Source organism: Stenotrophomonas sp. SORGH_AS_0282 (genome assembly GCF_030818125.1).
Classification (GTDB): domain Bacteria; phylum Pseudomonadota; class Gammaproteobacteria; order Xanthomonadales; family Xanthomonadaceae; genus Stenotrophomonas; species Stenotrophomonas rhizophila_A.
The window spans coordinates 1,511,450-1,524,942 of sequence record NZ_JAUTAB010000001.1; the positions used below are offsets into that span (position 1 = coordinate 1,511,450).

General features: G+C 66.1%; 16 protein-coding genes. 3 read left to right on the forward strand and 13 right to left on the reverse strand.

Translation table 11 applies throughout. The annotated features are described in order from the left end of the window. Positions 1-179: 179 nt before the first annotated feature. Entirely contained in the window at positions 180-818 is a 639-nt protein-coding gene (locus QE395_RS06630) for a DUF6766 family protein (RefSeq protein ID WP_095362800.1), read from the reverse strand. A 183-nt stretch (positions 819-1,001) separates the two neighbouring features. On the opposite strand from QE395_RS06630, the gene QE395_RS06635 reads away from it, so the two are divergent. The 3 genes from QE395_RS06635 to QE395_RS06645 all read left to right on the forward strand — a co-directional run bounded on the left by QE395_RS06635 (position 1,002) and on the right by QE395_RS06645 (position 4,956). Further along, entirely contained in the window at positions 1,002-1,790 is a 789-nt protein-coding gene (locus QE395_RS06635; protein WP_306988120.1) for an OBAP family protein, read from the forward strand. Positions 1,791-1,989: 199 nt separating this feature from the next. Continuing rightward, positions 1,990-3,162 (forward strand): BamA/TamA family outer membrane protein, encoded by a 1,173-nt coding sequence (locus QE395_RS06640; protein WP_306988122.1) that lies wholly within the window; start codon positions 1,990-1,992, stop codon positions 3,160-3,162. Positions 3,163-3,405: 243 nt separating this feature from the next. After that, entirely contained in the window at positions 3,406-4,956 is a 1,551-nt protein-coding gene (locus QE395_RS06645; protein ID WP_306988125.1) for an arylsulfatase, read from the forward strand. 58 nt (positions 4,957-5,014) lie between these two features. Here QE395_RS06645 and QE395_RS06650 read toward each other — a convergent pair whose 3' ends face one another. The 12 genes from QE395_RS06650 to ccmA form a co-directional block, all read right to left on the reverse strand. Then, positions 5,015-5,410, reverse strand: coding sequence for a DUF1294 domain-containing protein (locus QE395_RS06650; protein ID WP_306988127.1), 396 nt, complete (start codon positions 5,408-5,410; stop codon positions 5,015-5,017). Positions 5,411-5,413: 3 nt separating this feature from the next. Then, positions 5,414-6,526 carry a homoserine O-acetyltransferase gene (locus tag QE395_RS06655; protein WP_306988129.1) on the reverse strand — a complete coding sequence of 371 codons (1,113 nt, stop codon included), beginning with the start codon at positions 6,524-6,526 and terminating at the stop codon, positions 5,414-5,416. 65 nt (positions 6,527-6,591) lie between these two features. After that, positions 6,592-6,957, reverse strand: coding sequence for a cytochrome c-type biogenesis protein cycH (locus QE395_RS06660; RefSeq protein WP_306988131.1), 366 nt, complete (start codon positions 6,955-6,957; stop codon positions 6,592-6,594). A gap of 31 nt (positions 6,958-6,988) precedes the next feature. Next, positions 6,989-7,582, reverse strand: coding sequence for a hypothetical protein (locus QE395_RS06665; RefSeq protein ID WP_306988132.1), 594 nt, complete (start codon positions 7,580-7,582; stop codon positions 6,989-6,991). Further along, positions 7,579-8,070: a cytochrome c-type biogenesis protein gene (locus QE395_RS06670; RefSeq protein ID WP_306988134.1), complete on the reverse strand. Its 492-nt coding sequence runs from the start codon at positions 8,068-8,070 to the stop codon at positions 7,579-7,581. Before QE395_RS06670 ends, QE395_RS06665 begins: the two co-directional genes overlap by 4 nt. Continuing rightward, positions 8,027-8,638 carry a DsbE family thiol:disulfide interchange protein gene (locus QE395_RS06675; RefSeq protein ID WP_095362793.1) on the reverse strand — a complete coding sequence of 204 codons (612 nt, stop codon included), beginning with the start codon at positions 8,636-8,638 and terminating at the stop codon, positions 8,027-8,029. Before QE395_RS06675 ends, QE395_RS06670 begins: the two co-directional genes overlap by 44 nt. A 4-nt stretch (positions 8,639-8,642) precedes the next feature. Next, on the reverse strand, positions 8,643-10,562 hold the full coding sequence (locus QE395_RS06680) for a heme lyase CcmF/NrfE family subunit (protein ID WP_306988137.1): 1,920 nt from the start codon (positions 10,560-10,562) through the stop codon (positions 8,643-8,645). Beyond that, positions 10,563-11,024, reverse strand: coding sequence for a cytochrome c maturation protein CcmE (gene ccmE, locus QE395_RS06685; RefSeq protein WP_093532488.1), 462 nt, complete (start codon positions 11,022-11,024; stop codon positions 10,563-10,565). Next, complete coding sequence (ccmD, locus tag QE395_RS06690; protein ID WP_093532489.1) at positions 11,021-11,206, reverse strand: heme exporter protein CcmD; 186 nt, start codon at positions 11,204-11,206, stop codon at positions 11,021-11,023. The genes ccmE and ccmD overlap by 4 nt, the downstream gene beginning before the upstream one ends. After that, a complete protein-coding gene (gene ccmC, locus QE395_RS06695) occupies positions 11,203-11,970 on the reverse strand; it encodes a heme ABC transporter permease CcmC (protein ID WP_184126619.1) in 768 nt (255 codons plus the stop codon). Before ccmC ends, ccmD begins: the two co-directional genes overlap by 4 nt. Positions 11,971-12,024: 54 nt before the next feature. Continuing rightward, on the reverse strand, positions 12,025-12,720 hold the full coding sequence (gene ccmB / locus QE395_RS06700; protein WP_217536241.1) for a heme exporter protein CcmB: 696 nt from the start codon (positions 12,718-12,720) through the stop codon (positions 12,025-12,027). After that, positions 12,717-13,403 (reverse strand): heme ABC exporter ATP-binding protein CcmA, encoded by a 687-nt coding sequence (gene ccmA / locus QE395_RS06705; protein ID WP_306988141.1) that lies wholly within the window; start codon positions 13,401-13,403, stop codon positions 12,717-12,719. Before ccmA ends, ccmB begins: the two co-directional genes overlap by 4 nt. Positions 13,404-13,493 lie beyond the last annotated feature (90 nt).

The following is a 13,493-nucleotide window of genomic DNA, read 5'->3' on the forward strand; positions in this document are numbered from 1 at the left end:
TCGCATGCGCAAGGTCTGGCAGAGTCTCAGCTCGTGCGAACTGCCGGGACTCGTCGTTTGGAGCGTCTTTCGGGCTGGGCAACTGGTCCACGTTCACCCCTCCCCAGGAGTTCTCCACCGTAAGGCCCATTGTAACGATCCGGCAAACGACGGTTCGCGTGAGTGGGCTGGCCGGGGGTTCAGTCCCCCGTCTGGCTGTGCGGCGCAGCCAAGGGTTTGGACTGGGGCGAATCTTTCTGGCGCAGGAAGATCGTCAGCACTACCAGCGCGAGGACCGCGAGAAACTCGCTCTGCCAGTTCTGAAAGGATTCAAACCAGAAGCCGCTGCTCCACAGGTGCCCCCAGCAGGTAGGGGCGGGCAGGCCCCGGGCGACCTGCTCATCCACCGCTGCGCGCCAGCTCCCGGCCAGATGCAGGAAGAAGCTCCCGACGAAAAGGATGGAAAAGACGATGGCCAGCGAGTGACCGTAGAGGAGCTTCCAGATACCGCCTTTCCGGACTGCCCAGGGGGGCGGGCCGGGCAGGATGCGTTCCTCCTCCTCCTCCCCCTTCAGCGGGCGCGATTCCGCAGAGCCCTTTTGCCGCAGTCTGACCGTAATCAGCACGTACATGCCCATCTGCAGGAACTCGCTTTCCCAGTTCTCGAAGGTGGCACTTACGAAATGGCCGCTGTGCAGGTAGGCCCACAGGTCCAAGCCGGCGCGGTGGGCCTCGTGCAGTTCCTGGTTATGGCTGAGGAAGCCTGTCCACACCTGGCCCACAAGGAAGCAGGCAAGCAACAGGAACAGCACAATCGAGAGACCGTTTCTCCTCCACATGACTACACAGCCTCAAATCATCCGTATCGACGTTAGTCCTGCGTGTGGGGTGGGGAGGTGAAGGAACAGCGGGTTGCGCCCCTGGTGGAACTCCTCCGCGCTTTTATCCAGGTATCACGCTGCCATGCTCCCGACGTTACATCCGACGGGACACGATGCAGGGGCTTCCCCGGAGGGCCTCCCATGCGTCGATCCATCATTTGCGGTGCCATCTCGCTTGCCTTGGCCGGATGTGGAGGCGGCAACACCGAATCCAACGTCCAGGCGCCTGGCGCGGAAGAAACCGCCAAGACCAAGGTGCTCGAAACGGGTGCCGCGGTGTTGCAGGATCGGCCGCCGATCGAGGCAATCAACGCATATCTGGATGGCTTCCATTTCTACAATGGCCAGATGAAGGTGCAGATGGAGGCGCACCACTACTGCTCCATCCTCAATGAGGATGTCATCCAGTGCACGATCTACGACGGCAACGTCAAAGACGCCAAGCTGATGGGGGTGGAGTACATCATCAGCGCCAAGCTGTTTGCCGCCTTGCCCGATCAGGAAAAGGCGCTATGGCACAGCCACGTGCACGAAGTGAAATCGGGGCAGTTGGTTGCGCCCGGTATTCCGGAGGTGGCCGAGCATGCGTTGATGGAGAAGCTCATACATACCTACGGAAAAACCTGGCACACCTGGCATACCGATCTGGACAAGGATCTGCCGCGTGGCATGCCGCAGCTGATGATGGGATTCACGGCGGATGGGCAGGCGGACCGTCAGATGGTCGCTGCACGAGACGACCGGCTGGGCGTGAGCAGTCAGGACAAGCGCGAGCGTCGCGCTGATATCGTTGCACCGCCGGTAGATGGCGGCGCGGATGCCTGGCAGAAGGGGCGGGTCATCCAGATCGAGGATCCGGCCGGTGGGCATGGGCACGCGCCCCCGGATGCGGACAAGAACGCGACGTCCGGGAACGGGCCGGGAGGCTGAAAGGCGCCCGGGAGGGCGGTGCATCAGCCATCTACCGTGTTGCCGCCGAGGCTGCGGATTCTCCACATGATTCGGTAGTTGTACTTAGGCCTGCTACGTAGAACGGCCGTGGCTGGAGGGTGGTCGGGTCTGTCAGTGTTGTCCGGGAACGGGATGAAGCGTCCGGGAGCACGATATGCGTGGATGGAAGGCAGGTTCGGTGGCCGCAGTGCTCCTTCATTGCGTGGTGGGTGCGCCCGCACTGGCGCAGCAGGCAGTGCCGGATACCACGGCGCCGGCCCCGGCCGTGTCCCGCCACGCCATGTTCAAGGACCCGCAGGACGGCCATTTCGACATGTCGCGCTGGCTGCTCGACCGCAAGGGATTCCTGCCGGTGCCGGTGATCATCAGCGACCCGGCCGTGGGCTACGGCGGCGGCGTGGCCCTGGCGTTCTTCCACCGGCCGGAGGGCGCAGCGCTGGAACGTACCGCTGCCGATGGGCGCAAGCAGATGATCCCGCCAAATATCCACGGCGTAGCCGGGATGAAGACCGAGAACGGCAGCACCGCCTACGGCGCCGGCGCGATGCTGCACTTCAAGGACGACCGCTGGCGCTACACCGGCGGGGTTGCCAAATCCTCGTTCAACCTGGACTTCTACACGCCGGGCAACGTGCTGCCGGAAGTGGGCATCGGCTACAGCTCCGACGGCTACATGGCGTTCCAGAAGATTGCCCGGCGCCTGGGCGACCAGTCGCTGTTCCTGGGCCTGCAATGGGTCTACATGGACCTGGACATCGGCTTCGACGTCGATTCGGACCGGCAGTACTTCAAGCCACACGAGCTGAACCGGAAAACCTCCGGCCTTGGGCTGTCGCTGCAGTACGACCAGCGCGACAATTCGTTCACCCCCAACAGCGGTTGGCTGGGCATGCTGGAGGGCAATTTCTACGACAATGCCATCGGCAGCGACAACGACTTCCAGAGCTACCGCGCGCATGCGTTCGGCTACCTTCCGCTGGCCGACAAGCGCCTGGTCCTGGGGGGAAGGGTGGACGTGCGCTGGGTGGGCGGCGACGTGCCGTTCTACCGGCTGCCGTACATCGACCTGCGCGGCATCGGCTCGGCAAGGTACCAGGACACGCGCGCCGCCACGGTGGAAACCGAACTGCGCTGGAACCTCACCCAGCGCTGGGCGGCCATTGGCTTCGTGGGGGCGGGACGCACCTGGGGCGAGCACGGCAGCTTCTCCGGTGCCACCAGCCAGGTGGCCAAGGGCGTCGGCGGCCGTTACCTGATCGCGCGCCAACTAGGCCTCTACGTAGGCCTGGACTACGCCTTCGGCCCGGAAGACGACACTGTCTACGTGCAGGTAGGCAGCGCGTGGCGTTGAAGGCGTACGGACCAACGGTCCGTACCTACCGGTGGCGATAAGCCATGCGTATCCACGCCCCGTACCAACCGTGGGCCGGCACACGGCCCCGGTAGGTACCGACCGTTGGTCGGTACACGGCATCCGCAGCCGACAAACCGACGGGACAGAATTACTTAGCCAACATAAGTAGAAACACGGTGGTCGCCCCCCAGCCGCGCAGGGATCATCCAATGACCCGCCACAGTGCTCCCGGAGAACCCGATGGCCACCGCCACCAAGAAGAAAAAGCCCAACATCCTGGTCATCTGGGGCGATGACATCGGCATCTCCAACCTGAGCTGCTACTCGCACGGGCTGATGGGCTACCAGACCCCGAACATCGACCGTATCGCCCGCGAAGGCATCATGTTCACCGATTCCTATGGCGAACAATCGTGCACGGCCGGGCGTTCCTCGTTCATCACCGGGCAGAGCGTGCTGCGCACCGGCCTGTCGAAGGTAGGCATTCCGGGTGCGCCGATCGGCATGAACGAGAAGATCGTCACCATCGCCGCATTGCTGAAGAACGAGGGCTACACCACCGGGCAATTCGGCAAGAACCACCTGGGCGACCTGAACCACATGCTGCCGACCAACCACGGCTTCGATGAGTTCTACGGCAACCTGTACCACCTCAACGCCGAAGAAGAGCCGGAGATGTACGACTACTTCCCGGAAGAAGAGTTCGGTGACTTCATCGCCACGGTCAAGCCGCGCGGGGTGATCCATAGTTTTGCCACCGACAAGGACGACACTACCGAGCAGCCGCGCTGGGGCAAGGTGGGCAAGCAGAAGATCGAAGACACCGGCCCCCTTGACCGCAAGCGCATGCTGACTTGCGACGACGACTTCGCCGAACGCGCCAAGGGCTTCATCAAGAAGGCGACCGACGACGACACCCCGTTCTTCGCCTGGGTGAACTTCACCCACATGCACCTCTACACCCATACCAAGCCGGAAAGCCTGGGCCAGGCCGGTCGCTGGCAGTCGCCGTACCACGACACCATGATCGACCATGACAAGAACGTGGGCTCGCTTCTGGACTACCTGGATGAGCTGGGCATCGCCGACGACACGCTGGTGGTCTACTCCACCGACAACGGCCCGCACCGCAATTCGTGGCCGGACGGCGGCATGACTCCGTTCCGCAGCGAGAAGGACACCAACTGGGAGGGCGCGTTCCGCATTCCGCTGGTGGCGCGCTATCCGGGCAAGATCAAGCCGGGAACGGTTTCCACCGAGATCGTGCAGCACCATGACTGGCTACCGACCTTCCTGGAACTGGCCGGAAACAAGACAGTGGTGGACGACCTCAAGAAAGGGGTCAAGGCGATCGGACGGACGTATAAAAACCATATCGACGGCGTCAGCCTATTGCCCTACCTGACCGGCAAGGCGAAGGAATCGCCGCGCAAGCTGTTCGTCTACATTTCTGACGACGGCGACACGCTGGGCATCCGCTACGACAACTGGAAGATCACCTTCATGGAGCAGCGCTGCAAGGGCACGATGGCGCTGTGGGGCGAACCGTTCACCCCCATGCGCATCCCCAAGATCTACAACCTGCGCACCGACCCGTACGAGTTCGCCGATGTCACCTCGAATACCTACTGGGACTGGTACATCAACCACGTCTACATCGTGTACGGAGCCATCGCGTTGCTGACCAAGTTCAACGAGACCTTCAAGGATTTCCCCAAGATCCAGAAGCCCAACACCTTCACCGCCGACCAGGCAGTCGAAAAACTGAACGACGCCGTCGCCGGAAAGTAACCAGCCCGCCGTCGGAAGCCCTCCCGGTAGCGCCGACCGTTGGTCGGCCCCGACCATGTCACCCGGCGATGGACAACCCACCGCCGGCAATCCACGCCATTGCCACGAAATTGACCACCACGGCGACCCAGAAGGTGGTCTGGAACGATGCCTTGCGGTTCTTGTGGCGCAGGACAGCCTGCGCCAGCAATCCTCCAGGCCACCCTCCGAGCAGTGCCATCGCCTGCAGTGTGCTCTCGGGCGTGCGCCGCCGATCATGCTGGGCGGCGCTCTTGTCGTGCCAGTAAAACAGGAAGGTGAGGGCGCTCAGGCCCAGATACGCCACCACAATCCACAGTGGGCAGTAGCCCGCAAAGCTGGCAGCGGCCACGCCCGCCAGGAACAGCAGTGCGATGGTGCGCCGGGGCAGCCTGTCGGGCCCGCCGTTGCGCTTGGCCGTGCCCTGTTGCCGCATGGCTCAGAGCGCATCCAGGAACGTGCGCAACGCCGGCCCGAACCGCTCGAAATCCACCAAAAACGCATCGTGCCCCTGCGGCGAGTCCAGCCCGATGAACTGCGCATCGGCACCGCCCGCGCGCAGGCCGTCGGCGATCTGCTGCTGTTGCTGCACCGGGAACAGGATGTCGGTGTTGGCGCCGATGGCCAGGGCCTTGTCCACCTTGATGCTGGCCAGGCCGGCCATGACATCGCCGTCGGCGTATTCGGCCAGGTCGAACCAGTCCATCGAGCGGCTCAGGTAGAGATAGCAGTTCGGGTCGAAGAAGCGCACGAAGCGGCGCGCGTGGCCTTCGAGGTAGCTCTCGACCTGGAACTCCAGGCCAAACGGATCGTCATCGGCCTGGTCCGAATCCAGACGCACGCGGCCGAAGCGGCCATCCCACTCGAGCGCGGAGCGGTAGGTGATCACGCCCAGCTTGCGCGCCATGCGCATGCCCGATTCCGGGTAGTGCTGGTCGGTGTACTGGCCGCCGTTCCACTGCGGGTCGAGGCGTATCGCTTCGCGCTGCAGCGAGCGGATGGCGATGGAGAACGGCAACGCCTGCGCACTGCCGGAAATATTGATGTGGCTGCGCGCGATGCCCGGGTGCAGGAGCAGCACCGCAAGCGCGGTCATGCCGCCCATGGAGTTGCCGATCACACATGCCAGCCGGGAAATGCCCAGCGCCTTCACCACGTCCACGGCGGCGCGGGCGCCATCTTCGATGGACAGTTCCGGGAAGTTGAGCCGGTACAGCTCACCGGTGGCGGGGTTGATAGTGGCCGGGCCCGTTGAGCCCTTGCAGCTGCCGAGCGAGTTCACGCACACCACGAACCAGCGGTCGGTATCAATCGCCTTGCCCGGGCCAAGCATGCCTTCCCACCAGCCGGCCGCAAGGTTGCCGTCGTTGGCGGCGGCATGCGCGTCGGGCGACAGGCCGGTGACGATCAGCACGGCATTGCTGGCATCGGCGTTGAGCGTGCCCCAGGTCTCGTAGGCCACATGCGCGCCTGGCAGCTGCCCACCGCGTTTGAACGCGAAGGGCGAGGGCAGGGCGTGGTAGCGGGTGCCGGGCGGGATGAATTCAGTCATGGGGCCATTCTAACCGGGCAGGTCAACGGCGCCGTGTCACGGCTGGGACGCTTCGTACCGGCGCTCTACAGGACCAAGCTGATCGTGCCCTTGTGCGGCAATGTGACCCGCACCGCCTCCGAATCCACATCGCCTTCCTGCCGGCTGGCGGTGCCCGAGGCCGAAAGGCGCGCGAATACTTCCACGTCCTTCAGCGAGGACAGCTTCACCGTCGGCATGGGGCTGTCGGCGTCGTCCAGGCGGATCTTCAACGGCAGGGCCGTTGCCGGATGCTTCTCCACTGCCACCGGCATCGGCGGCCCACCCGGCACTCGTGCGATGACGAATACCTGCGTGCCGGCGGGCAAGGCCTTGCCCGCAGACGCCGGATCCAGCGTGACCTCGATATCCAGCCCCACCGATGGCGCAGCGGCGTCAGCCGGCGCCGGCATGCCCGCCTTCTCCCGCGCAATCGCAATCTGCTCACGCAGCGCTGCGGCCGCGGCCGGTTCCAGGCGGGGCAGCAGTGCTTCCCACGTAGCGGGCCGCTTCCGCATCCTGCCCACGCTGGCGCTGGGCAATGCCGATCAGCCAGCCGGCACGCTCGCTGGCCGGGTCCAGTTGTTGTGCATGCTTCAGCCACTGCAGCGCGGTGTCATCGAACTGTTTGCCCGCATCTCCCTGTGCACGCGCCTGCGCCGCTTCCACCAGCAGTGGCGCTTCATCGGGAGCGAGCGTAACGGCGCGTGCAAACGCCTGATTCGCTTTTTCGGTATTGCCCAGCGCCAACTCGGAACGGCCCAGCAATGCCCAGCCATCGGCGCGCTGCGGTTCGCGTTCCAGCGCCTGCTCCAGCTCGCGCACCCCCTGCTGCAGCGTGGCCGGGCCCTCCTCAGCGACGACATCCACGGCCTTCGGCGTGCCCACCAGCAGGTACAGCGCTACGCCGGCCACGCCGATGGCAATCACCGCCGCCACGAACGGTGCGCGCTTCCCGCTGCTGCGCAGCGGCCACAGCACCACCATCGCCACCACGGCGGCAAACAGCCCGGCAATTACCTGCATCCATTCGCTCACCAGCGCTCCTCGCTTTCGCCCATGGGCTGCACCTGGCGGCTGCGCCGGCGTACCACCCACACCAGTACCCCGGCACCGCCGAGCACCAGCACCAGCGGGCCGAACCAGAGCAGGCTGTTGCGCGTGTCCATGGCGGGGCGGTACAGCACGAATTCGCCGTAGCGCTCCACCAGGAACTGCTTGATCTGCGCATCGCTGTTGCCCTGTTGCATCAGCGTGAGCACTTCGCGACGCAGGTCATGGGCGATCTGTGCGTTGGAATCGGCCAGCGACTGGTTCTGGCACTGCACGCAGCGCAGTTCGGCGGCCAGCGCATGGAAACGCGCCTCTTCTTCCGCGCTGCGGTACTGCAGCGGGGTCGGGTCGGATACGGCCTGTGCCTGCACCGCCAGCGGCAGCAGCAGCGCGGCGGCCAACCCCACGGCGTGCAGCACGCCGCGCAGCTTACGGCGAGGCGGGCAGGGCACGTTGCGGTTGTGCATTGGCACGCTCCAGCTTTTCCAGCTCGGGCAACAGCTTGGTATCGATCACGCGCTGGGTGAGGGCGCCGCTGTACTTCCAGCGCACCACGCCGCTGGCGTCGACCAGGAAGGTTTCCGGCGCGGCGGTTACGCCCCAGTCGATCGCAGTGCGGCCTTCGATGTCGCTCAGTACCAGCACGAATGGGTTGCCCAGCTGTTCCAGCCAGCGCAGCGCATCGGCCGGTTCGTCCTTCCAGTTGTAGCCGATCACGCGCACGCGCTTGGTTTCGGCAAACCGGGTCAGGATCGGGTGTTCCTCGCGGCAGGCCGCGCACCAGCTACCCCACACATTGAGCACGTACGGAGCGCCGCGCAGCTGGTTGCTGCTGACCTTGATGGTGGGGTCGTGCAGTACCGGCAGCTCGAATGCCGGGGCCGGCTTGCCGATCAGCGCCGAGGGCAGGATGTCGCGGTCGGGCGCGCCGGATTTCATCACCCCGTACACCATCAACCCGAGCAGCCCGAAGAAGAACAGCACCCCGATGACGATGGCGACCGGAGGCAGCGGGCGGGAGGCGGGGCGGGGATCGGACACGGTACTACTCCTGGAAACGACGGAAGCGGCGGTCGGCGGCGGTGACGAAGCCGCCCAGCGCCATCAGCAATGCGCCCAGCCAGACCCAGCGAACGAAGGGTTTGATGTGCACGCGCATGGCCCATGCATTGTTGCCCAGCGGCTCGCCCAGCGCCACGTACACATCGCCGCGCACGCGCGCATGGATGCCGGCTTCGGTCATCATCTGCCCGCCGCTGGCGTAGGCGCGTTTTTCAGGGTGCAGCAGGGCCAATTCACGCCCGCCCTGCAGCACGCGCACATGGCCGCGATCGGACACGTAGTTGGGGCCCTGCTGGTGGTCCACGCCTTCAAAGCGCAGGGTGTAGCCGCTTACCTCCAGGTCATGCCCGGGGCTGAGCGCCACTTCGCGCTGTACGTTCAGCGCTTCCACCAGCAACGCGCCAATCAGGAATACCGCCACGCCGGTATGGGCCAGCAGCATGCCGACCATTTCGGCGTTGAATCGGCCGTTGCCACGCAGGCGGGTCCAGATGAAACGTGCGGTGCCCAAGGCAACCCACGCCGCTGCGGCCACGCCCGCGGCGGCCTTGAGCTTGCCCTGCGGGGCCATGAACCAGGCGAGCACGCCCAGCAGCAGGGCCAACCCTGCCCACGGTGCCAGCAGCGCCAGCCGCTTCGAGGCCTGGTCGCGCTGCCAGTTCACCAGCGGCCCGAACGGCAGCAGCGCCACCAGCGGCGCCATCAGCACGATGAACAGGGTGCCGAAGTAAGGCGGGCCCACCGAGACCTTGCCCAGTCCCAGCGCATCGGCCAGCAACGGATACAGGGTGCCCAGCAGCACCATGGCGCAGGCGCCGGCCAGCAGCAGGTTGTTGGCCAGCAGCAGGGTCTCGCGCGAGGTGGGCATGAAGCCACGGCGCGGATCATCGCTGCCCAGTGCGCCGGCACGCAGCGCATACAGCAGCAGCGCCGCACCGATCACCAAGGCCAGGAACACCAGGATGAAGGCGCCACGCGAAGGATCGGCGGCGAAGGAATGCACGCTGGTGAGCACGCCCGAGCGCACCAGGAACGCGCCCAGCAGCGACAGCGCGAAGGCGGCGATGGCCAACAGCAGTGTCCAGCTGGCGAAGCTGCCGCGTTTTTCAGTAACGGCCTGCGAATGGATCAGCGCGGCGCCGGCCAGCCACGGCATGAAGCTGGCATTTTCCACCGGGTCCCAGAACCACCAGCCGCCCCAGCCCAGTTCGTAGTACGCCCACCAGCTGCCGAGCGCGATACCCAGGGTAAGAAAGCCCCAGGCCACGTTGGTCCACGGTCGGGTCCAACGCAGCCAGCGCGCATCCACGTGGCCGTCCAGCAGCGCGGCGATGGCAAACGCAAACGGCACCGCGAAGCCCACGTAGCCGATGTACAACATCGGCGGGTGGATGATCAGCCCCGGGTCCTGCAGCAGCGGGTTGAGGTCGCGGCCTTCCAGCGGTGCCGGCAGCAGCCGCGCGAACGGATTGGAGGTGAAGAACAGGAAGGCGATGAAGCCCAGGCTGATGATGCCCATCACGCCCAGCACGCGGGCGCGCACGGTGTCCGGCAGGCGCTTGGACCACAGCGCCACCGCGCCGCCCCACAGTGCCAGTACCAGCACCCACATCAACAAGGAACCTTCGTGCGCGCCCCACACCGCCGAATAGCGGTAGGCCAGCGGCAGCAGGGTATTGGAGTTTTCGGCCACGTAGCGCACCGAGAAGTCCTGCTGCACGAAGGCGATGGTCAGCACGGCGAACGCGCCGGCCACCAGCGCCAGCTGTGCGAAGGCGGCCGGCACGGCCACGGCCATCCACGCACCGCGCCCGCGCTGCGCGCCCCACAGCGGCAGCACCGCCTGCAGCAGGGCGGCCAGCAGCGCACAGACCAGCAGCACCTGCCCCAGCTCAGGCAGCACTCAGCGTGTCTCCACGGCCGGCACCGGCACGTCGTGCTTGGTGTGGGCCGCGCCCATCTTGTCGGCTACTTCCTTGGGAATGTAGTTCTCGTCGTGCTTGGCCAGCACCTCATCGGCCACGAACACGCCGTTCTTCAGGGTGCCCAGCGCGACCACGGCCGAATCTTCGCGGAACATGTCCGGCAGAATCCGCGAGGTGGTCACCGGCAGCGTGGCATCGCCATCGGTCACCACGAAGTGGGCCTCCAGCGAGCCTTCGGCGCGCTGGAACGAGCCTTTCACCACCATGCCGCCCAGGCGAAAATTGGATTGGGTGCCCTGTTCGCCGCGCAGCACCTCGGACGGGGTGTACAGATAGGCGATGTTGCGCTGGAGCGCGAAGGCCACCAGGGTGGTGGCCAGGCCCGAGGCGAGCAACAGCAGCAGCACCCAGACCAGGCGGCGGCGTTGAACCGGCGTCATCGGCTCAGCTCCGTGGCCAGCGGCGTGCCCGGCGTGCGCTGGTCGCGCGCGGCCTGGCGCTGCTGGCGCTGAAGGGCCTGGCGACGCGCGCTGCGCAGGCGCAGCCAGGAACCCAGCGCGTCGGCCGCCAGCACCAGCACGAACACCGCGTACGCGGCGGCAATGAACCCGACATGCGTCATCGTTGCAGCTCCCCGGCAGGCTCGGTGCCCAGGCGTTGCGCCACCCACGCCTTGCCGGCTTCGCGGCTGAGGTTGTCGGCACGCGCCTTTGCCAGCAGCGAGCCGACGAACCACAGCTTGGTGGCGACCACCATCCACCACAGTGGCGCGATCAGCTCCGGACGCACGGCGTTGTCGCCAAACACATTCACCGACTGGCGCTGGTGCAGGCCACCCCACCAGTCGACCGAGTAACGGATGATCGGCAGCAGGCCCACGCCGACGATGGCCAGCAGGCCGGCGGCCCGCGCGGCACTGCGGCGGTCTTCAATGGCGTGGTACAGGCCGATGACGCCCAGGTACAGGAACAGCAGGATCAGTTCGCTGGTCATGCGCGGGTCCCAATCCCACCACGTGCCCCAGGTGCCTTTGCCCCAGATGCTGCCGGTGAGCAGGGTGATGAGGGTGAAGCCGGCGCCCATCGGCGCGCAGGCCATGGCCAGGATTTCGCAGATCTTGATCCGCCAGACCAGCGCGATGGCCGAATACAGCGCCATCAAGGCGAACACGAACAGGCTCATCCACGCGCTGGGCACGTGGATGTAGATGATGCGGAAGGCGTCGCCTTGGGTCTGCTCGGCCGGCACCACGAAGATGCCCTGCCAGATGCCGATCAGCAGCACCGGCAGGGCCGCGATGGTGAACACACGCGACCAGCGCGACGCGAAGCGGTCGAAGGTGGGGGGCGAACCGAGTTGGTGGAACCAGCGGACAAGGCTATTCATGCAGCGATGGCTATCCAGCTAGGGAAAAACAAACCAACAAAAACGGATGCGACGTCAACTCAATGAAATCCTGATGGCGGCCGCAGTCGCCAGCGGCGCCAACACCAGCGCCACCACCAACCCGGCACCCAGCAGCAGCAACGCCCCCACCGGATCCTGACCACGCGCGGCGGCCGCCACACTGCCTGCACCAAACACCAGCACCGGCACAAACAGCGGCAACGCCAGCAACGCCACGAGAATACCAGAGCGACGGATGCTCACTGTCAGCGCTGCCACCACCCCGCCGATCAGGCTGAGCAGCGGCGTGCCGAGCAGCAACGATGCCAGCAATATCGGCAGTTGGTCATGTGGCAGATGCAGCATTTCAGCCAGCAGCGGTGCCACCACGATCATCGGCAGGGCGGTGGTGGCCCAGTGCACCAGCACCCGCACCAGCACCAGCCAGGCCAGCGGCACCGGCGCCAGCAGCCACTGTTCCAGCGAGCCATCCTCGGCGTCGCTGCGGAACAGGCTGTCGAGCGACAGCTGTCCGGCCAGCAGCACGGCCAGCCACAGCACCGCAGCGGCCACCTGTGCCATCAGCGGCGGGTCGCGGCCCAGCGCCAGCGCGAACAGCACCACCACCAGCAGCGCGAACAGCAGCGGCTGCAGCGCATCGCCGCGGCGGCGCCACAGCAGGCGCAGGTCGCGCCCGGCCAGGGCGCGTGCGGTCTGCCACAGGCCGGGTTCGGTGCCAGGTGCGATCATGCGCGCACCTCCGGCAGTACCGGGCTCTGCCCGGCAACCGCCATGCCGGCACCCCCCAGATGCACCAGCCGGGTCCGCACCGGCGGCGCGGCATACGCGCCGTGCGTGGTGACCAGGGCCGCCCCGCCGCTGCGCAGGTGCGCGGAAATCATCCGGTTCACCAGGTTGATGCCGTCCAGGTCCAGGTTCGCGTACGGCTCGTCCAGCAGCCACAGCGGCGCCGGCGACAGCCAGATGCGGGCCAGCGCCAGCCGCCGCTTCTGCCCGGCCGACAGTTGCCGCACCAAGGTGTTCTCAAAGCCAGCCAGGCCCACGATGGCCAGCGCGTTGCCCGGCATCTGCCGCGCGCGCCGGCCGTGCAGGCCGCACAGGAAATTCAGGTTCTCCAGCGTGTCCAGGTCCGGCTTGAGGCCGGGCAGGTGGCTCAGGTACGCCACGAACTGTGCCCGCTCGCGGTGCCCGGCCGGGCGCCCATCGATCTGGATCGTCCCGCTGCCCGGGCGCAGCAGCCCGGCCAGCACCCGCAGCAGGGTGGTCTTGCCGGCGCCGTTGTCGCCCTGCACCAGCAGTGCCTCACCCGCATCGACCTGGAGGTCGAGCGGCCCGAACACCGGTTCATCGTTGCGACTGAAGGCCAGGCCATGCGCGGCCAGCAACGGAGGGGTATTCGAAGAATTCAGCATCGGCGCAGTGTACCGGCGGATCGATCCCGAACCCAATGGGCCCGTAACCGTGACCGGTGGTTGGTTGATCCCGATCCCAGTGGGCCCGTA